The sequence below is a fragment of the Salicibibacter cibarius genome (assembly GCF_016495725.1).
Classification (GTDB): domain Bacteria; phylum Bacillota; class Bacilli; order Bacillales; family Marinococcaceae; genus Salicibibacter; species Salicibibacter cibarius.
Genome location: NZ_CP054705.1, coordinates 460,233 through 479,439, shown reverse-complemented (window position 1 = coordinate 479,439; position 19,207 = coordinate 460,233). Strand labels below are relative to the sequence as shown.

Sequence of the window (19,207 nt, the reverse complement as noted above, 5' to 3'; positions counted from 1 at the left end):
AAACATATATTTATTTTGATGTGGCATGAAATTCCTTCGCCCATTCGCGAAGTTTCTTTTTATCTGTCTTTCCGATCATATTTTTCGGAAGATAACTGACGATTTTCAAAAATCGGGGTGTTTTGTACTTTGCCAAATGTTCTTGGCAAAAAGCGATCAGCTCTTCTTCTTTTATGTCGGATTTTCGTTTTTTCACAACATAGGCACCAACTTCTTCACCCATTTTTTCTGAGGGGATACCGATCACACCTACCTCAGACACCTCGGAATGGCTCAATAACAACTCTTCCAAATCCTTCGGGTAGATATTAAAGCCTCCGCGAATAATGACATCCTTTTTGCGATCGACGATGAAAACATAATTTTCCTCATCGATCCTCGCCATATCCCCTGTGTATAACCAACCATCTTTCAGGATTTTTTCGGTTTCTTCCGGTTTTCCATGGTACCCCTTCAATACATTGGGACCGGAAACAATCAACTCCCCGACTTCATTGGCAGGCAACCGCCGATCATTTTCATCCACGACCGCAACTTCAATATCCGGTAGTGGCTGCCCGACGGAGCCCGGTTTGATTTTCTGCCTTGGATCGGTAGCCGTCACGATTGGCGCCGCTTCCGATAATCCATATCCTTCTAAAACGAGACAGCCGAATTTCTTTTGAAATCCTTCCGCGATCGGCTTGGGAAGTGCTGCCGAACCGGAAATACAGGCAAAAAATGTGGACGTATCGTATTTGTCCGCATCCGGGTGATTGTATAAAGCATGAAACATGGCGGGCACCATTGCTGAATGGGTGACTTTGTATTTCTCAATGGCTTCCAGCACTTTCACAGGTTCAAAGTATGGCAACAGGACATTTTTATCCCCGAGCATAAACGCGACGTTCATCATCGTGTATCCAAACGCGTGCGAAAAAGGCAAAATACTCAAACTAACCCGACCCGTTTTAAGTTTAAGAATTTCCGCTTTTTTTGAAGCGGCCACCGCGTTGGAATACAGGTTTTTATGCGACAGCGTTACCCCTTTCGGCGCACCGGTTGTACCCGCGGTGTACAAAAGCGCGGCATCGTCATCTTCATGAATATCTATATCGGGTGCCGTTGTCGGCGCTTTTTTCATGGCGGCTTGCAGAGCGTTTTCGTGTTCCGGTTCCTCCAACGTATAAACTTGCGGCGGTGATGCAAGATCTTTACTTGCTTCTTGCACTTTGGAATAAAGCGTATTTGTCGTTAAAACAACCTTGGGCGTACAGTCATCCAATATATAACGAAGTTCTTGTGCCTGCAGAAGCGGCATAACCGGGACAACCGCCGACCCATTTTTTATAACTCCGCCAAAGGCGACAACAACTTCGGGGCAATTCGGCATCGTGACGACGACTTGGTCGCCCTTCTCCACACCCATTTCCCTTAACGCATGTGCCAATTGGGACGAAGCCTCATCCAAGCGCACATTCGTATATGCTTCCCCTTCATAGATAAGGATTGAATACTCCCCGTAGTCATTAATATTATCTCGCCATATTTTGCTTAAGTTCATCCACAGAGCCACCTCCCTCTTTTAGAAAAACTTGACTTATCGCCAAGGATGTCGAAAGTCAAAGTCTTTTCTTAGACTATCATCCGAACAATTTATACATTCTGATAGTGTAAAAACAAGTCGGCTACACATGGGGCTGCTTCACCGACTTATGAAATTATAAAAAACTTATTTTTGCTCGGCGTTATACGCTTCCAACACTTCTTGGAGACGCAATGCCAACCCCATGTCTCCGTCAATTTGCAACTGCCCGCTCATAAACGCTTCCGTTCCGTTCAGTTCTCCTTCAGCCATTTTTCCAAAATCATCGGAGTCAAGTGTTAGCGTGCAATCCGGTGTTTCATTTTCTCCTTCTTGCGCGTATCCATCTCCGGATTTCAGAACGACCTGATATGTTCCGGCTTCGTCTCCACTCAAGTTAAACTGATAAACAGCTTCTACGCCTCCTGCCCGAGACGGATCTTCTTTAAGGCCTGCATTGATTTGATCAAAAATTTCTTTTACTTGCGCCATTTTAGAAAACTCCTTTTCTTTTTAAATGTAAATAAATGTTTAATTAAATATTCCTTCATCCTGATTCAGTCGCATTTTACAACCGCATCCCCCCTTTAAATGACATTTGATTTTCCGAGAGTACCGTAAACGCTCCGATGGCAATGTGGTTGAGCAAATGCGCCAATTCGTCGATGTTTTTTTTATCCTCAACGATAATTTTGTGAATCACAACTTCATTAATAGCGCCTACCATCGCTTGCGCTGCGGTATGGATTTGGTCGTCGGAAACCAATCCTTCCTGCTCAATTTCTACTCGCACACTTTCATAGATAAAGATGGCAAAGTCAACGTGTGCTTTGTGCCGCACCTCTTCGACTGCCGGACTCAACCCTGCGGATGATACGAGCAATAAACGGGCGACGGGACGATGATCGTTGCAAATTTCCAGATAACGTCGAATACCGGCAAATGACTTATGAGCGATGTGCGCCTCTAGTTCCGCTGTTCGTTTCACCTCTTGCAAAACTTCTTCAAGCAAAGACTGAAACAATTGAACGAGCAAATCTTCCTTACTGCTGAAAAAATGATAGAATGTCGTTTTCGACACCCGCGCCCGTTCAACAACTTCCAACACCGACGTTTCTCTAAACCCTTTTCCGGTGTATAAATGCAATGCAGCATCAAGAAGTTTATTTTGCGGATCTTTATAGGGTTCATGATGGAACAGCAGAGAAATCATCGGGGTCACTCCTGCAATACTGATACGTATTCGTACTTTTGTACTCGCCGCACAACGAATGTAAGCGGTTAATTATGATTGTAAGCAATTCATCACGCGTTGCCTATTCCCTTAAATGTCGGGTTTTCATTTTTTTGTCGGCGATTGACTATACGTAAAATATCGGGGGGCGTGTATTTATCGGTGGAGGATATTTATTGTTCCCGGATGCAAGAACGGATCATGTTCAACCGGGAAAATGTGCCGAAGGATCGCTGTTCCAACTTCACTTTATCGGGAAACAGTTTTTTCATGATCGTTCGATCTTTCCATCCCATTCGATGCATGCGTACCACCTCATCCCGGGTTCTCTCCAAATACTCCAGTTTGCGGTTCATCATTTCTTTTCCGTTACGGATGACGCCCTCATGGGCACAAAACACGGTCTGATAATCGAAACGGTTCAATTTGTGCAATGTTTCGATGTATGCAGCCATTGATTCTTCCTCCAAAAAAACCTTTGGGCAGGGGGTGATATATAGATCGCCGGTAAACAGCCAACCGTAATATGGCTCAAATATACAAATGTGATCATCGGTATGGCCGGGCGTCTCGATCGGATAAAAGCGGTAATTGGACGTTTCAATCACATTCGGGTAGGCTTTGGCGCTGAAAGGGAGGCGGCGTCCGGTGAAAAATTCTTGATACCAAGGCACCTGTGCCGTCTTCTCAGCGATCGGAATCGTTTTTTCATGGACGAATATCTCCGCTGGCGTGTTCCGCGCGATCCATGATGCCATCCCCGAGTGATCCTCATGGTAATGGGTAATCGCTACCCGCTCGAGGTCCCATGAACGGAAGAGTGGAATCAAACGCCTCCGTCTTTTGCTTGGTCCGGTATCAATAAGCATCCCGTCAATATAGTAGAGGTAGATGGATATTAACGGAAAATAAGGATTGACGGAAATTTTTATAATTTCAACTTGATCGTGTTTGCTTTTTTTTATTGTTTTATCGTTATGAATGGCCACTGCCACTTGCCTTCCCTCCGATGTTCTGCTTCTTATAACATTCTAAGCAACCGTTCTTCCCCTATTAGCTCCAAATAACGGGGATAAAGGGCAAATGCCGGCGCAATTCGCGGCAACAGCTTTAAAGCCTTTTGTTTAGAGCCTTTTGTTTTGATCTTCCCCGTCATGATTGCGGCCGTGACACTTATGTTCCCTGCCCAAAATTGATGAGCCATGTCCCCCGTGGTTTTTACGCTTAAATTCACGGGAACCGGGGAATGCCCTAAATAAATGCTGAATTGCTCTCCCTTTTTCGGGTTTTGAGCATCCATGCAAATAAGGGCTTCCGGCTCCGTAAACACAAATTCTGCACTCATTCTCGTCTTGGCAACCTTTCGCCCGATACCATTGATGAGATCAATTTCATCCCCTTCCTCATGATATGCAGGGTTCGCTCCCCACCATCGCCGCAAATCTTCGTACGTTCTCGGCTGCGTCGGAACTTGCAAAAAATCGCCAACCACTCTGTACAAATGCTCCGAATCACTGAAAGCCTGCATATGAGCCATCTCCTTTACCCATTATCTTTTTATCATATACAGTAATTGGATGCCAATCAATTCCGTTAGATTGCAGTGCATACGGGACACCCCCCTACAAATGTCGGGGGATAGGTTTGAATAATGGGAGACGCACTACAAAAAAGGGGGGTGAAGCAGAAGTGTCTTATTTGTGTTGGTTTAGTTTCCTGCTCGCTGATCTTCGAATTTAGGGAAGCGTCCTGAATAAACGAAGGCAATCAAAAAAATCCTCGCATAGTCATTCTAGGTTGAAATGGCTGATAAAACGTTTGTTTTGGCTGATAAATAGATCATTTCCGCTGATATATTGCAAAATTTGGCTGATATCGATGCGTTTTCGGCTGATAAAACTACGATTATTGGATTCGTGTCCATGTTCACATCGATTCCGGTCTTTGGTCGGATTTTCTGAAGCCCCCTGCGATCCCGGACAGTCGGATTTTCATAACGCAAGGTCGGAACATCCTGTACACCACAGCTTTTTGTCCCTCTCGGGGCAGCTTGACTCCCGTTTGAGGGATTACCTGATGCTTTTGTTCCTCCCAGGGCAACTCCCCACCTGAGAAGCCCCGCGTTAGAAAAACTTGACTTATCGCCAAGGATGGCGAAAGTCAAAGTCTTTTCTTATACTATCATCCGAACAATTTATACATTCTGATAGTGTAAAAAAACCGGAAAGGCGATGATCATCACCCTTCCGATTTAATTTCCTCATAATCTTCCGATAGGGATTCGAAATCTTCCCGCACCGCCTCGAGCATATCTACAAACGTTTTATTTTCTTCTTCGAGACTTTCGCTCATACTAACATTTTCCTGTTCATCTTGCAGTTTTTCTTGTGCCTCACTAAAGAGCTCTTCCAGTGCTTGCTCAACGTCATCAATTCTGCCTTTCATCTCTTCATGCTTTTCTTCCCCGGTCGTTAGATGATCTTCAATCTCATAACTGTCTATCTCTTCATCCTCGTAATCTTCCCGTTTCTTCTCAATCTCTTCTGCATCTGATTCATGTTCATCCAATGTTTCTTCTATTCGGTAGAGGTCCTTCACTGCGTTTACAAACATGTCTTCTTCTTTTGCTTCCTCTGTTTTTTCTTGTAATGACTCCAATGTCTCTTCCTCTAACGAATGTTCGAAAGTTTCCTCAACGGGCTCGATCCATTCATCCTGAAGATCACTTTCAAGCTCAACCAATTCTTCATCCGTTTCTTCCATGTCCTGCAGCCATTCCTCAGTATCTGATTCCAACGCCTTCAGCTCGTCTTCATTGTCGGAACGACTCTCCTTGTCTTCATCTTCAGTGTCATCCTCTTCGGAATCAGCCGCTTCTTCCGGATCTTCATCATCTTCCTCCGGTTCGAAGTCCAAGTCCTCCATTTCCTCTCGAAGGACATCCAACCGGTCATGCACGTCTTCATTATCGTCTTTTAGCGTATCAACTTGTTCACTTGCTTCTTGAACCCTGTCTTCGACCGCTTCCAGCTCATCCTCGGTTTCCTCAAGCTCTTCATAGCTTTCCGACCATCCGTCCAGTTCCAAATCCTCTAGATACGCATACCTGTCCTCGACGTCTTCTCGGATGGACTCCACCCCGTCTTGAACATGTTGCAGTTGTTCGTCAACTTCCTCTACAGCCGCAGAAAAAGATTCCGATTCCGAAGTCAGTTCATCGTGTTGTTTGCTCATATTTTCTTGCATTTCTTCAAAATCAGCTTCATCAACCAACTCATTGGCCTCATCGATCATTTCTTCCAAGCTGTTCATTTGCCCATCCGTTTCTTCACGCTGATCTTGCGCCTCTACAATCAAGTCATCCAGCTGATCGATTTCTGTTTGCAAATCGGAAATATTTTCGATTTTGTCGGACAACTCTCCATCTTCAGCTTCATCCACGGCAGTAATGAGTTTTTCCAGTTGTTCTTCATCATCCTGATCTTCCAGCATTTGCTTTTGTGCTTCCACTTCCGCTACATCATCCGGATCAAAGCTCGTCCGCATCGTTAAATTCGGAAGACCGGCACTGCTTGATTCCAATTCTTTGGTATCAATGACGACATCAGACAAACAGACATCCAGGAGTCTTTCCGGCCAGCATAAGCCTCCAATATTTAATGAATTGACCGTGACGTCCATCCAGCTGATATCAACAGGCACTTCGGGCGTTTCCGATTCAATCGTCAACACCATCGTGCCTTGGTCCGTTTCCTTCAATGTTGATAAAGATAACCCTTCTGCTACTGCACTTGTAAAAGACACTTGCGTATCAACAATAATCCCGGGTCTCAGTCCGAGCAAATTTATTCTTCCCGAAATTTGATCTACCGTCAGCACAAAACCATCGAAGTCCCCGTATTCTTCCTCATCGATTTGTGCGGAAGCTTGATCCAGTCCTCCCGGGGATGGCTATAAGCAACAACAAGGAGGGTAATAAGGCTCAACATCTTCACTTTTTTCCACAGTTTCATAGTAAATGCCTCCACTGACCGATCTCGGTTGTTTCTTATCCACTAACTGTATTTGGGGAAGCAGAAGAGATGTCTTTTGGCCCTCCTTCCATTTCATCATGGTCATCCTCTTTCGAGACAGAACCATCCCAGGCCGCGATTAGTACTCCGCCGGCGATGCCAAGCAGCCCGCCGATGATTAACCCACCGGCTGCGCCGATAAAGGACAAAATGGAAAAAATAATAATTGAAGATCCTGTAAAAACATTCATTTCCGGCTTAGTTAAACTTACAAAAGATAACATGACCATAAACAAACCAAAAATCAGCCCGGCCCACATTAAACCGCTTCCCGGCAGCAATAGCATCGGAGCCACACTAATGCCGAAAGCCAATACTGCCAGACCGCCGACGAGGGAAAAGACCGAACCCATTACCGGGCGATTTGAGTTTTGAGCCGCCAAGTATCCAAACGAAAGCGGCAAAAGCAACGCTATGCCATAAGGAAGAACAAAAGCGGCACCTGCGACCAAGGCTTCCGATACAACGATGCCATAATGAACGGAAGTGATCACGCCCACAAGCGCAATACCCAAACCTGCCGACAAGGTCAGTAGCAACCACCTCGCCTTAAATGCCATACGCCAACTTTCCAGCTGTCTTTTTTTCACCGCTAATCCAATAAAATAAACGATTAAAACGGTTCCAAAAACGATGATGTTCGTCATTGCTAATGGGAGTGCGGAAACAGCCATTTCGAAATCCACCATCCTGCTTGTGATTCCGACGATTTGAATCGTCAAAAATGCGCTAATCGTACCGAGTAAAAACACAAACAAATAATGCCCCGGGTACAATACGTAGCGTTCTTTTTTAACCAAGTTTTGAATGATGGGATCAAGTATGGCAGCAAAAATAATGGCGTTAACCATTCCAAAAATAACCGCTCCGGGTATGCCAAGACCAATGAGTTGGGTCCCACCGATTAGCACACCGGGCAAAATGCCGATGCTTGCATATTTTACTTTTCTGTTCGCCACATCCCACTCCAAAAAATGAAACGTCAATGTAAATAAAACAAGCAAAGCAGCTGCCATAATTCCTCCGGCAATCCCTCCCGGCATACCCGCCCCCAGTACGAGCCCCCCGACAAAAGCGCCGGTAAGCAGACCAATAATCGCCATGGCCAGAGCATCAAAAATCAATCCTAATTTTGCCATAAGGCTTCCCTCCTGATCGTTTGACAAGGTCATTCATTTCGGGGGAAATAGGAGGCTAAGCGATGTTAGCCTTAAAAGCCTCCAATGCTTCCATCTTCCGTGTTAGAAATAACCTGAACCTGCAAGCCAGGGATCCCGATGCTATCAGCGGACAAGTAATGCGTGTTTAATTCCGCATCGTCAAGCAATAACTCCGGTGCAGCTAAGTCAAACGAATCCATTGGGTCGTCGGTGTAGTGTTCCGAGACCTCAAGGCTGGTAAATTGCGAATCAACAGCATCGATACCGGAGACCATTAGACTTAGATTATCGCCTTCAACGACACCTGAAGATGTCACTTGCACATCAACACTATTGACCCCATAAGCTCCAAGCGCATCTTCCGTATCAATGTTCTTGGAAAGGACTAAACCGTGAATGTCGGCGGTTCCCAAGTCAACGCCGGCTTGTGCCCAATCCTCATATTCCGCCGTCTCGCCAATTGCCGGATACAACGAGAAATCCGTCCCCTCAATTTCATCGGCACTAATCGTGAAGCCACCAATCCCGGCTAATGGAAATGCAGCGAATAACGATCCTGAGATGAATAACGACAATAACACTGCGGTCAGTCCTGCACCTGCCGCAGCACCAATCAATCCCAAACGCTTCTTGCTAACGTTTAGCACGTTCCCCATAAATGCTCCCTCCTTATTTCCTAAAAAACGATCCTATTTCCCCCAAGATAAATACCTTCCTGTCGAGAAACGGAGTAACATAAAATTGAGAAATGTTTACGCTTACAAATTTTTTTTAAAAAATTTTCGTTTTTCGTTAAAGCTTTTACATGTCCAGTCGATATAAATATTAGGTCAAAAGATCCACAATAGAAAGTCCCTATAGTATGGAAGTAAAACCCACTAATCATTTTGGGGGAAATAGAAGACTAATCATGCCTTACTTTAAAAGCCCCCGATGCTCCCATCATCCGTGTTAGAGATGACTTGGACCTTCAAGCCCGGGATCCCGATGCTTTGCGCAGACAAGAAATGCGTATTTAACTCCGGGTTATCCAAAGTTAATTCCGGTGCCGTTAAGTCAATGGCATTGAGTGGATTATCGGTGTAATTCTCCGTGACTTCCAATCCTGCAAATTGCGAGTCATTAGAGTCAATGCCAGATACACGCAGGCTTAAATCATCCCCTTCGACAACACCTGAAGATGTCACTTGTACATCTACGCTATTCACCCCATAAGCGCCAAGGGCATCTTCGGTGTTAATGTTTTTCGATAATACTAATCCATCAATGGCAGCGGTTCCTAATTCAACAGCAGCCTGTGCCCAAACCGGGTTTTCAGCAGTTTCACCGATAACCGGATATAGTTCAAAATCCTCCCCTTCAATTGTATCGGCACTGATCGTAAAGCCGCCAACCCCCGCGAGCGGAAATGCGGCAAATAACGAACCCGACATGAACAGCGAAAGCAACAACGCCGTGAGCCCGGCTCCCGCCGCGCTAGCTATAATCCCTAAACGCTTTTTGCTAACCCGTAATGCGTTCCCCATATGTCTCCTCCTTAGTTATTTCATACCTCCTATTTCCCCCAAGATAAATACCTTAACCCAAGCATTTCCATTTTGGAGACTTGGGAAAGATTTGCTAATATCATAAGCCTAGTTCTCCTTAACTACAATCCCCTAAAATGTCGGTACTTTGTAAAATGTATGTAAAATAACCCTACATTTTTATGACTGTCTGTTTACACTTCCCGAACTCCCCTATTTGAAGGGTTACGAAAATTATATCGTCTTCATCATTTTATAACGGGAAAACATACGACATCATTCGGGAGACCGCCTTGAATGATGTCGTAACGCACAATTTTAATGTGAGGGGGCTTGCAGATAGTGATTTTTATATTCTCCGCGCAGCACATTTTTCTTTACTTTTCCGGTCATTGTCGCGGGCAGCTGTTTCAAAAAAATCACGGATTTGGGGACTTGAAAAGATCCCAAATGTTCAGCACAATGGTCGATGATCTCCTGCTCGGTAACGTTTTCCCCCGGCTTTGGGGTAACAAAAGCGGTAATCGCTTCGATCCAATGCTCATGGGGCAAACCGACGACAGACGCATTGGCCACTTTTGAATGTAAAAAGAGGGTTTCTTCCACTTTTATCGATGCAACATTTTCCCCGCCGGTTTTGATCATATCCTTTTTACGGTCGACAAACACCAATTGTCCGTCCGGATCCCAGTAACCGAGGTCACCGGTGTGGTGCCAGTTATACTCCCTGCTTTTTTCCGTTGCTTCTTCCTTATTAAAATACCCATTCATCACCGTCGGGCCACGGTGGACGATTTCGCCAACTTCCCCATCGGGGACAATATTTCCAGCATCATCCATAATAGCTGTGTCGACAAGCAGAGACGATTCGCCCCAATAGGAACCGAAACGCCTTAACTGTTCCTCGGGTTTGAACATCATGGTCGCGGGATACATTTCCGTTTGTCCCGTGCCAAGGAAGAAATCAGCATCGAACGCTTCAGTAAGTCGTTCAAGTGTTGTTCGGTCCATCGGTGCCATGGCATACATGCATTTTTCCAGTGAGCTTAAATCATAGTGGGCACGTTTCGGATGATCGAGCAATACCCGATACATGAGGGGCAAAGCAAACATCCCCGTCACCCTGTGCTTTTCCACTGTTTGCATGAATAATTCCGGTTCGAATCCCTTTAAAATGACAACCGTATTACCGTGATGTAATGACGACGTCAGCATCGCGTGTTGGGCACAATGGAACATGGGCATCATCGCAAGAGCTACGGAGTCCTGCCTATACCCGCTTTCAATAATGTTCCCCAAGCTGGAAATATAAACAGCCAAATGGCTGATCATCACCCCTTTGGGGTTGCCGGTCGTTCCACTCGTGTACATGATTTGCGCCACATCCCGATCTTCAATATGGACATCAGGTTCTGATTGATCCTGATTTTCCAAAGCATATTGAACGGTATTTCCTGCACCATGGAAATCTTCGTCAGCGAACAGGATGAAAGGACAGATCTCGGATAATTCATTAAATGAACGTTTGATTAATTCGGCATCTCCGATCAATAGTTTCGGCCCTGTTTCATTTAGGATATACGTTTTCTCGTCCAGCCCAACGCCTGGGTTGATCGGCACCCAAATCATCCCTGCTTTAGCCGTGGCGCAAGAGACAACGGCGTGTTCAATGGAATTGCCGCAAATCGTGGCAATCTTATCCCCTTTCTCCAAACCGCTATTCAGCAAATAATTGGCAAACTGATTACACATTTTATCGAGGTCTTTAAAAGTCAAGACACGTTCATCTTCTATCAGAGACGGCTTTTCCGGAAAACGGCGCGCGCTCCTGCGGATAATATCTCCAATCGCCACGCGATTCACAACAGAAATGTCCATTATCCTGCACCTCCAAGAAATATTCGCGCGTCTCCCCACTCTTTATTTTTTTATCCCAAAAGATGGATCGTTAGCTACCGCCCGCACCCAATACATGTTTTTCTCACGGGGGCACGCTTAAGGGTCCGATAGACTCGACTTCGGACATTTTTCCACACTGCCTTGCAAAAATTGCCGAGCTGTACCTTACTTCGGACAATTCCCTTACGTTTCTCGCAAAAGTGGCCAAACCGACGCCTGCTTCGGACATTTTTAGTGCACTTTTCCGTAAAACTGTCCAAACTCTATCCCTATTCGGACAGTATTCCAAATATTCCTCTTGAGATTGTCCGAGCTATTGCAGAGTGACTGAAATAAGTGGCGCCTTGGCAAACTTTACGCCTACTTTTGCCCAGTTTACGTGCTATTTCCAATATTTATGGTCAATGGTGGGCTTGTTTCAGACATAATCGTATTCATTTTCCTTTTTTCCTCCGATATTGGTGTCAGTAAGACTAATTTGTAATTCCCAACGCCTTCACCAAAATTTCATTCATGACTTGTGTCGTTCCGCCGCCGATTGATTGGATTCTTCCGTCACGCCAATAACGTTGCACCGGGTATTCCATCATATAGCCAGCACCCCCATGAATCTGCACAGCTTGATCAGTAACGCGATTAATCATTTCCGAGGCATACTTTTTCGCCATGGTTGTTTCTTTAAGTGCATCTTCACCATTTTCGTAGAGATAAAGCGCACGGTAGGTTAAATGTTTCGTTTTTTCAATTTCCACGGCCATGTCTGCCATTTTATGATTTAGCACTTGGAATTTGCCGATCGGGCGCCCGAATTGTGTCCGCTCTTTGCTGTATTTGACTGCAGCTTCCAACGTTATTTCCGCTAAGCCGATACAACCGAGGGCCATAACGAGACGTTCCCATTGAAAGTTTTTCATAATGTAACGAAAACCTTTATTTTCTTCGCCGATCAAATTCTCAGCGGGGACTTTCACATGGTCAAAAAACAATTCGCCCGTATCTGAAGCCCGCCAACCTAATTTTTTTAACTTTTTCCCGGTCGTGAAGCCCTCCGTTCCTTTTTCCACGATAAAAAAACTGATATTTTTATGCTGTGGCTCTTCTTTTGTTTTTGCAGCAATAACTGCGAAATCCGAATTAACCCCGTTCGTGATAAATGTTTTCGATCCATTTAAAACATAATGATCGCCTTCCCGTTTTGCGGTCGTCTTCATGGAAGCGACATCAGAACCTGCTTCCGGCTCGGTAATGCCGAGGGCAGCGATCTTTTCACCTTTAATACCCAGTTTCAGGTATTTTTCTTTTTGGGCATGGCTTCCGAAATTGGCGATGACAGGTAAAGCGATGTTCGTGTGCGCCCCGATAGAAGCCCCAACACCTCCCGAACCCGATCGGGCCATTTCCTCGGTAAGAACTGCTGCCGTCACGAGATCCATATCGCCTCCGCCGTATTCCTCAGGAAATTTAATCCCCAAATAACCGAGTTCACCGAAACGATGAAATAAACTTCTTGGAACCTCCCCATCTTCTTCCCATTGTTCGACGTTAGGCGTAATTTCGTTGGCAACAAATTTTCGCACCGTTTTACGAAACAATTCATGTTCGTCTGTAAAAATCCAGTGTCTCATCTTCGTATCCTCCCCTTATAAGCCGATTTGTTTCGCTATAATTTGTTTCATAATTTCATCCGTACCGGCCCCGATTCGAGCCAAACGGGAATCGCGCCAGGAACGCGCGGCCGGATATTCCTCCATATAACCGTTTCCACCGTAGATTTGCAGGGCGCGGTCCGCGACCCAATGAGCCATCTGTGAACAAGCCAGTTTCGCGATCGAGATTTCCTTGACTGGCACTTCCCCCTTTTGGAATCGATAGGCAGTGGCATAAGTCATTTCACGGCACAGCTCAATTTCCGTTGCCATTTCTGCGAAAAGATGGGCGATCACTTGGTTGTCTACGATCGACTTGCCGAATTGCTTACGATTTTTTGCATAGTCAAGCACCTGATTATAGGTATGCTCGGCTCCGGCAACAGCTCCCGCGGCGCTGATTAAACGCTCGCCTTGAAGTTCCCACATAATCTGGTAAAACCCTTGGCCTTCCACCCCCAACAAATTTTCATGGGGAACTCTGACATCTTCGAAAATCAGTTCTGCCGTGTCCGATGCGCGCATGCCAACTTTATCCAGTTTTTTACTGACAGAAAAGCCGGGACGGTCCGATTCAACGAGAAATAAGCTAATGCCCTTATAACCCGGTTCATCCGATGTTCGGGTGACCAATGTAATAAAGTCGGCGCGCGGTCCGTTTGTAATGTAAGTCTTCGCACCATTAATGACCCATTCATCGCCTTCTCTTTTTGCCCGCGTCTCAATGGAAGCCACATCCGAACCATGATTCGGCTCCGATATACCGATAGATGCAATTTTTTCACCTTTCAAAGCCGGTTTCAAAAACCGCTCATGCTGATCTTTCGTCCCGAATTTCAGGATCGGCGGTGTCGCCATATCGGTCTGTACGGCCGTTGCCATGGAGACGCCGCCGCTTCCGCAGGCATGCATTTCTTCGGCAAAAACGAGCGCCATAAAATAATCGCCGCCCTGGCCGCCGACTTCCTCCGGATAGCATAATCCGAGAAAACCTAAGTCCCCCATTCTCTTAAAGATATCTCGGGGAAACTCTCCTGCGTCTTCCCATTCATCCGCGTGGGGCCTGAGTTCCTCTTTCACGAATTTTCGTATCGTTTTCCTCATTTTTTCATGCTCTTCTGTAAAATATGGTTGACGTCTGATTGTTAGCGCCTCCTTTTGGACATATCTAATTTTTTCTCTAAATCATCTGAAATCTCTATGTTCATGCGCAAGAGAGCTGAACCAAATGTTTTCCCCAAATTATCCACGCGAATCGACGAAGATCCGCCCCCATTCAACGCTTCCTCGCACACAAATTTTAAAGCAAGAATATTGGGCAGCTCATAGCGGAAAACATCCCCGAAAACGAGCCCTTCAAAGTGTTCTTTTACTCTGTTTGCAGTGACCTGTTCAAGCAACACGTCATAAAGTTCTTCATCGTTAACGAAAAGACCGAGATCAACCTTATTCCCTTTGTCACCTGACCTCGCTTGCGCAACATCATTTAACTGCACGATTGGCATTTTTTCACCTCTTTTTAAACGATTATTTAACTTGACCCTTTTCACCTTTACGTAATGCCATTTTCAAAACTTTTCCCGTGGCATTGCGAGGGAGCTCCTCGATGATTTCAATGACTTTCGGAATTTTAAAGCGGGCGAGCTTGCCTTCGCAAAAAGATTCAATATCTTCCAAAGTCAATGTCTGATTTTTATCCTCCAAAACGACAAAGGCTTTCGGCGTTTCTCCCCATTTTTCGTCCGGGACCCCAACAACGCCTGCCTCTTTAATATTCGGGTGCCGGAACAGCACCTGTTCGACTTCAATCGGATACACATTTTCCCCGCCGGAGATAACCATGTCTTTTTTCCGGTCCACAATATAGAGAAATCCTTCGTCATCAAACGTTGCCAAATCTCCGCTGTGAAACCATCCATTTTGCAATGCTTCCTTTGTTTTCTCCGGCTGATTCCAATAGCCGACAAATACATTCGGTCCTTTAATCAAAAGCTCCCCAACTTCTCCCGTCGGCACTTGGCGGCCATGATGATCAATAATTTTGACTTCCACATGGAATAACGGTTTACCGATAGAACCGTTTTTTCGAAAACTATTTTCCGGATCTAATAAACTAACGCTCGGGGCGGTTTCCGTAAGGCCGAAACCTTCATAAAACGGTATATTTCTTTGTTGGAAAAATTCAATGACTGTTATGGGACACGGGGCACCACCGGAAATATTGTACTTTATTGAGCTTAAGTCATAGTCGTCAAAGTTGGGCACCTGGGTCATTGCCATCCACATGGCCGGCACCATGAATAAACTCGACAGTTTTTCTGTTTGCACCAATTCCAGCACGGCACGAGGATCGAATTGATCTTCCAATACAACGGTCCCGCCTTTATACAAGAGGGGTGTTGCCGACACACCCATGGCACCGATATGAAACATGGGGGCAACGGCTAACGTTGTATCTTCAGCATCTATAGACCTAAAATGGATGCTATTGATTGCATTCCATAAGGTATTGCCATGGCTGATCATGGCACCTTTTGGATTCCCAGTCGTTCCTGATGTGTACATCATCATATGAACGTCATCCAAACCAATATCAAAACCCGGTTCTTCATCTTTCGACCCGGCCAAAAGTTGATCATATTGTAAGTCACGCTTATGAGGATGCTGCCCGACGTGAATCCAGTCGCTAATGAATGTCATTCTTTCCCGTAATTGATCAACCAACGGTTTCATTCTTTCATCGTAAATAAAGTGGTGCGGGGAGGAATCCCGAACAATATATTCCACCTCATCCACACTTAGACGGAAATTAATAGGCACATAAATAGCCCCTATTTTCGCACAAGCAAACATAGCTTCCAACATCTCATTCGTATTGAACAAGAGGGCATCCACGCGATCCCCTTTTCTTACGCCTATATCCAATAGCGCGTGTGCCAGTCGGTTTACCCTGACATTGAGCTGTTCATAGGTGAACTGCTTTTCTTTGTAAACAATAGCCGTCTTATCCGCAAAACGATTACAATGCTTAACAATCCATGAACCAACACCGTTCGTCATGATCCCAGCCCCTTTATCAAAATTTACAGATATAGCTATTGAAGGGAAGCAAAATATTGTTCCTTCAATAGTGATTTTTGAATCTTACCTGCTGGAGTCAGAGGAACGTCATCCACAAAAACGAACTGTCTCGGAATTTTATAATCAGCCATCACGCCTGCACAATAGTTTTTTAATTCTTCCTCTGAAAGCCTCGCGCCGGGAGCGAGAACAATATAAAACCGTCCGACTTCTCCTAGAAAATCATTCGGGACTCCGAATCCGGCAGCCATTGAAACTTCTGGATGCGCCACTAATATATTTTCCACTTCCACCGGATAGACATTATAGCCACCTTGAACGATCATTTCTTTTTTCCGACCCTTATAATAGATATAACCCTCGTCATCCATATGGGCCATGTCCCCTGTATACAACCAACCCTCATGCCCAAAACTTTCCTTCGTCTCTTCTATCATATTGTCATAACCTTTTGCTACACAGGCACCTTTAACAGCTAGTTCACCGATTTCTCCATTAGTAAGTGTCTTTTTCTCCTCGCTTACAACTTTTATGTCGAAATCACCAATAGCTACACCGATACTAGTCTGCACTTGCTCTATATCATCCGTTGACCTTGAAAGCACACAAGCACCTGATGTTTCACTTAATCCGTATAAGTTTGAAAGCCTCGCATTCGGTAAGGCGCTTGTTATAAGTTCACAAAGCTCCGGCTCAACGTTCGAGCCGCCGGCAAAGCATAGGCGGAGGGAGTCTAAACGGTAGACCTTACGTTTTTCATTGCTCAATAACATTCTGTACATCGTTGGAACTCCGCCAAAAATTGTCGCTTTATGATGATGGATCGCTTCCAACACTTCATCAGGATCAAAGGCCGGGATCAAAACGACACTACTATGACTTAATAGCGCCACTGTTACGCAACAAGAAATACCTCCAACATGGTTCAGGGGCATGCTACCGATGGTCACATCTTCTTCCATAATACCAAAATGATCCATTTGTGCTTTTGCAGAAGCGATGACACTATTATGGGAAATCATCGCTCCTTTCGGCTTTCCGGTTGTTCCTGAGGTATAGATAACGAGCGCGGTATCCGTCGGGCGTACGCGTGCCTTTGCCTCGCTTAACAATTGATTTTCCACTGGTTCATCTAGCATTTTTACAAATGATCGACTGCCATTAAATCCCTTCCCCATGAAAATATAATGTTCTACACTAGGAACCTTATTTTTAAATCCTTCAAAAAAATCACTGTAGCTAAAATCCCCCAACTCATTTAGGGATACAATCGCTTTTACTTCTGATTGATTAAGCATGTACTCAAACTCGGCAGCACGATACCGAACATTTAAAGCTACAACACCTACACCAATTTTCATTGCCGCAAAATACGTGTACAACCATTCCAACTGGTTTAACGCGATAATCCCGACCTTATCTCCCTTTCGAAGCCCTTCCTTTATAAAAGCTGTTGCCAATCGATCCGTAACACTATCCAATTCTCGAAAAGTAACACTTTTAGTTCCTTCGTGAAGAAAAACGCTATCCGGTGCCGTCAAGGCCGCAATTTCTAACATATGAGCAACAGTCGGTTTTTCCATATTCATCGCTCCCTTAATGATAAATGCAGAAGCTTCGTGTTATTCACAGCAAGGAACTTGGTTCTTTATCTTTCTTTAAGACTTAACCCCTATTTGCAAGTGTTGTTTCACAAAATTAGTTGTGGTATCGCCTTCTTTAAAAGCTGAATGAGCGAATACATTTTGTAACATCGGAACGTTCGTCTTAATGCCCTCCACTTTATATTCCTCAAGTGTCCGCGTCATATAATCGATCGCTTCTTCCCTCGTATTGCCTTTGACAATTAACTTGGCAATCATAGGGTCATAAAAAGGGGTGATCTTTGATTGGCCATGGATAGCCAATTCATGACGCACATACGATTCGTTTGGAACCTCAAATTTTGTAATTTGACCAGGTGACGGGAAAAATGTCTTTGGATCTTCGGCATAGATTCGCACTTCGATGGCATGGCCATTCCGTTCAATCTCAGGCTGCTTAAAGGGCAACGTTTCTCCTGCCGCGATTTTGATTTGCTGTTCAACGATGTCCAATCCGGTAATTTCTTCGGTCACCGGGTGTTCCACTTGCAAACGCGTATTCATTTCCAGAAAATAAAAGTTTTTCTCTTCATCCACGATAAATTCAATCGTTCCTGCATTGCTGTATCCAATAGAATCTGCTGCTTTAACCGCTACTTCTCCCATTTTCTTTCTCGTCTCTTCATCCAGAAATGGAGAGGGCGCCTCTTCAACTACTTTTTGATGACGGCGTTGAATGGAGCATTCTCTTTCCCATAAATAAACCGTGTTCCCATATTTATCGGATAAAATTTGAATCTCAATGTGTCGTGGATTTTCGATAAATTTTTCCACATACATGGAACCATCGCCAAAAAAATCATTCGCCCGCTTTTGATTCCCTTCAAAGGCCTTTAAAATTTCCTCATTGTTATAGGCCACTTGCATGCCAATGCCACCTCCGCCGGAGGAAGCTTTCAACATGACCGGATAGCCGATTTCTTCTGCGACCACAACCGCTTCATCCGCATCTTTCAACGCGTGGCTAATCCCGGGAACCAATGGCACGCCTGCATTTTTCATCGTTTTTCGCGCTTCTATTTTGCTCCCCATTTGCGCAATAACGTCTGGTGAAGGCCCGATAAACGTAAGTCCCGCTTCTTCACACCTGCGGGCAAAATCAGGATTCTCCGATAACAACCCATAACCCGGGTGAATGGCTTCCGCGCCTGATGTTTTTGCGATCTCCATAATTTTATCGACATTCATGTAACTTTCATTCACAGGCGGTTTCCCGACTAAATGGGATTCATCCGCCATCTCAACATGGGGAGCATCAGCGTCCGCTTCCGAATAAATGGCAACGGCTGTAATTCCCATTTTTCCACATGTTCGGATGATTCTGGCCGCTATTTCTCCACGATTGGCGATTAAAATTTTATTGAACAAAACCATCACTCCC

16 protein-coding genes are annotated in these 19,207 nt (G+C 45.0%); all 16 read right to left on the bottom strand.

All coding sequences use genetic code 11. The features are described 5' to 3' along the window. Positions 1 to 10 precede the first annotated feature (10 nt). A complete protein-coding gene (locus tag HUG15_RS02540; RefSeq protein WP_200126773.1) occupies positions 11 to 1,543 on the bottom strand; it encodes a long-chain-fatty-acid--CoA ligase in 1,533 nt (510 codons plus the stop codon). A 168-nt stretch (positions 1,544 to 1,711) separates the two neighbouring features. Continuing rightward, complete coding sequence (locus tag HUG15_RS02535; protein WP_200126772.1) at positions 1,712 to 2,056, bottom strand: SCP2 sterol-binding domain-containing protein; 345 nt, start codon at positions 2,054 to 2,056, stop codon at positions 1,712 to 1,714. Between the two features lie 76 nt (positions 2,057 to 2,132). After that, positions 2,133 to 2,777 carry a TetR/AcrR family transcriptional regulator gene (locus HUG15_RS02530; RefSeq protein ID WP_200126770.1) on the bottom strand — a complete coding sequence of 215 codons (645 nt, stop codon included), beginning with the start codon at positions 2,775 to 2,777 and terminating at the stop codon, positions 2,133 to 2,135. Between the two features lie 194 nt (positions 2,778 to 2,971). Continuing rightward, the gene (locus HUG15_RS02525; protein ID WP_200126768.1) at positions 2,972 to 3,793 is read right to left on the bottom strand and encodes an MBL fold metallo-hydrolase; all 822 of its coding nucleotides are present in this window, start codon (positions 3,791 to 3,793) and stop codon (positions 2,972 to 2,974) included. 26 nt (positions 3,794 to 3,819) lie between these two features. Then, positions 3,820 to 4,326, bottom strand: a complete 507-nt coding sequence (locus tag HUG15_RS02520; protein ID WP_200126766.1) for a hypothetical protein — start codon at positions 4,324 to 4,326, stop codon at positions 3,820 to 3,822. Positions 4,327 to 5,036: 710 nt separating this feature from the next. After that, positions 5,037 to 6,641 carry a coiled-coil domain-containing protein gene (locus HUG15_RS02515; RefSeq protein WP_211202326.1) on the bottom strand — a complete coding sequence of 535 codons (1,605 nt, stop codon included), beginning with the start codon at positions 6,639 to 6,641 and terminating at the stop codon, positions 5,037 to 5,039. Positions 6,642 to 6,846: 205 nt separating this feature from the next. Next, on the bottom strand, positions 6,847 to 8,010 hold the full coding sequence (locus HUG15_RS02510) for a DUF6114 domain-containing protein (protein ID WP_200126762.1): 1,164 nt from the start codon (positions 8,008 to 8,010) through the stop codon (positions 6,847 to 6,849). A gap of 71 nt (positions 8,011 to 8,081) precedes the next feature. After that, positions 8,082 to 8,687, bottom strand: coding sequence for a DUF6230 family protein (locus tag HUG15_RS02505; protein ID WP_200126760.1), 606 nt, complete (start codon positions 8,685 to 8,687; stop codon positions 8,082 to 8,084). A 264-nt stretch (positions 8,688 to 8,951) separates the two neighbouring features. Beyond that, a complete protein-coding gene (locus HUG15_RS02500) occupies positions 8,952 to 9,557 on the bottom strand; it encodes a DUF6230 family protein (protein ID WP_200126758.1) in 606 nt (201 codons plus the stop codon). A 318-nt stretch (positions 9,558 to 9,875) separates the two neighbouring features. Continuing rightward, on the bottom strand, positions 9,876 to 11,435 hold the full coding sequence (locus HUG15_RS02495) for an AMP-binding protein (RefSeq protein ID WP_200126756.1): 1,560 nt from the start codon (positions 11,433 to 11,435) through the stop codon (positions 9,876 to 9,878). A gap of 494 nt (positions 11,436 to 11,929) precedes the next feature. Beyond that, on the bottom strand, positions 11,930 to 13,081 hold the full coding sequence (locus HUG15_RS02490) for an acyl-CoA dehydrogenase family protein (RefSeq protein ID WP_200126754.1): 1,152 nt from the start codon (positions 13,079 to 13,081) through the stop codon (positions 11,930 to 11,932). A 15-nt stretch (positions 13,082 to 13,096) separates the two neighbouring features. Next, the gene (locus tag HUG15_RS02485) at positions 13,097 to 14,206 is read right to left on the bottom strand and encodes an acyl-CoA dehydrogenase family protein (RefSeq protein ID WP_246516463.1); all 1,110 of its coding nucleotides are present in this window, start codon (positions 14,204 to 14,206) and stop codon (positions 13,097 to 13,099) included. Positions 14,207 to 14,247: 41 nt separating this feature from the next. After that, the gene (locus HUG15_RS02480) at positions 14,248 to 14,607 is read right to left on the bottom strand and encodes an AtuA-related protein (protein ID WP_200126752.1); all 360 of its coding nucleotides are present in this window, start codon (positions 14,605 to 14,607) and stop codon (positions 14,248 to 14,250) included. Between the two features lie 22 nt (positions 14,608 to 14,629). Beyond that, positions 14,630 to 16,162, bottom strand: a complete 1,533-nt coding sequence (gene menE / locus HUG15_RS02475; protein ID WP_200126750.1) for an o-succinylbenzoate--CoA ligase — start codon at positions 16,160 to 16,162, stop codon at positions 14,630 to 14,632. 35 nt (positions 16,163 to 16,197) lie between these two features. Further along, the gene (locus HUG15_RS02470) at positions 16,198 to 17,766 is read right to left on the bottom strand and encodes a class I adenylate-forming enzyme family protein (protein WP_200126748.1); all 1,569 of its coding nucleotides are present in this window, start codon (positions 17,764 to 17,766) and stop codon (positions 16,198 to 16,200) included. A gap of 75 nt (positions 17,767 to 17,841) precedes the next feature. Continuing rightward, the gene (locus HUG15_RS02465) at positions 17,842 to 19,194 is read right to left on the bottom strand and encodes an acetyl-CoA carboxylase biotin carboxylase subunit (protein ID WP_200126746.1); all 1,353 of its coding nucleotides are present in this window, start codon (positions 19,192 to 19,194) and stop codon (positions 17,842 to 17,844) included. Positions 19,195 to 19,207 lie beyond the last annotated feature (13 nt).

Coding starts and splice junctions, on each gene's coding strand:
- HUG15_RS02540 (WP_200126773.1), bottom strand. CDS start 1,543: ATGAACTTAAGCAAAATATGGCGAGATAATATTAATGACTACGGGGAG.
- HUG15_RS02535 (WP_200126772.1), bottom strand. CDS start 2,056: ATGGCGCAAGTAAAAGAAATTTTTGATCAAATCAATGCAGGCCTTAAA.
- HUG15_RS02530 (WP_200126770.1), bottom strand. CDS start 2,777: ATGATTTCTCTGCTGTTCCATCATGAACCCTATAAAGATCCGCAAAAT.
- HUG15_RS02520 (WP_200126766.1), bottom strand. CDS start 4,326: ATGCAGGCTTTCAGTGATTCGGAGCATTTGTACAGAGTGGTTGGCGAT.
- HUG15_RS02510 (WP_200126762.1), bottom strand. CDS start 8,010: ATGGCAAAATTAGGATTGATTTTTGATGCTCTGGCCATGGCGATTATT.
- HUG15_RS02505 (WP_200126760.1), bottom strand. CDS start 8,687: ATGGGGAACGTGCTAAACGTTAGCAAGAAGCGTTTGGGATTGATTGGT.
- HUG15_RS02500 (WP_200126758.1), bottom strand. CDS start 9,557: ATGGGGAACGCATTACGGGTTAGCAAAAAGCGTTTAGGGATTATAGCT.
- HUG15_RS02495 (WP_200126756.1), bottom strand. CDS start 11,435: ATGGACATTTCTGTTGTGAATCGCGTGGCGATTGGAGATATTATCCGC.
- HUG15_RS02490 (WP_200126754.1), bottom strand. CDS start 13,081: ATGAGACACTGGATTTTTACAGACGAACATGAATTGTTTCGTAAAACG.
- HUG15_RS02485 (WP_246516463.1), bottom strand. CDS start 14,206: ATGAGGAAAACGATACGAAAATTCGTGAAAGAGGAACTCAGGCCCCAC.
- HUG15_RS02480 (WP_200126752.1), bottom strand. CDS start 14,607: ATGCCAATCGTGCAGTTAAATGATGTTGCGCAAGCGAGGTCAGGTGAC.
- menE (WP_200126750.1), bottom strand. CDS start 16,162: ATGACGAACGGTGTTGGTTCATGGATTGTTAAGCATTGTAATCGTTTT.
- HUG15_RS02470 (WP_200126748.1), bottom strand. CDS start 17,766: ATGGAAAAACCGACTGTTGCTCATATGTTAGAAATTGCGGCCTTGACG.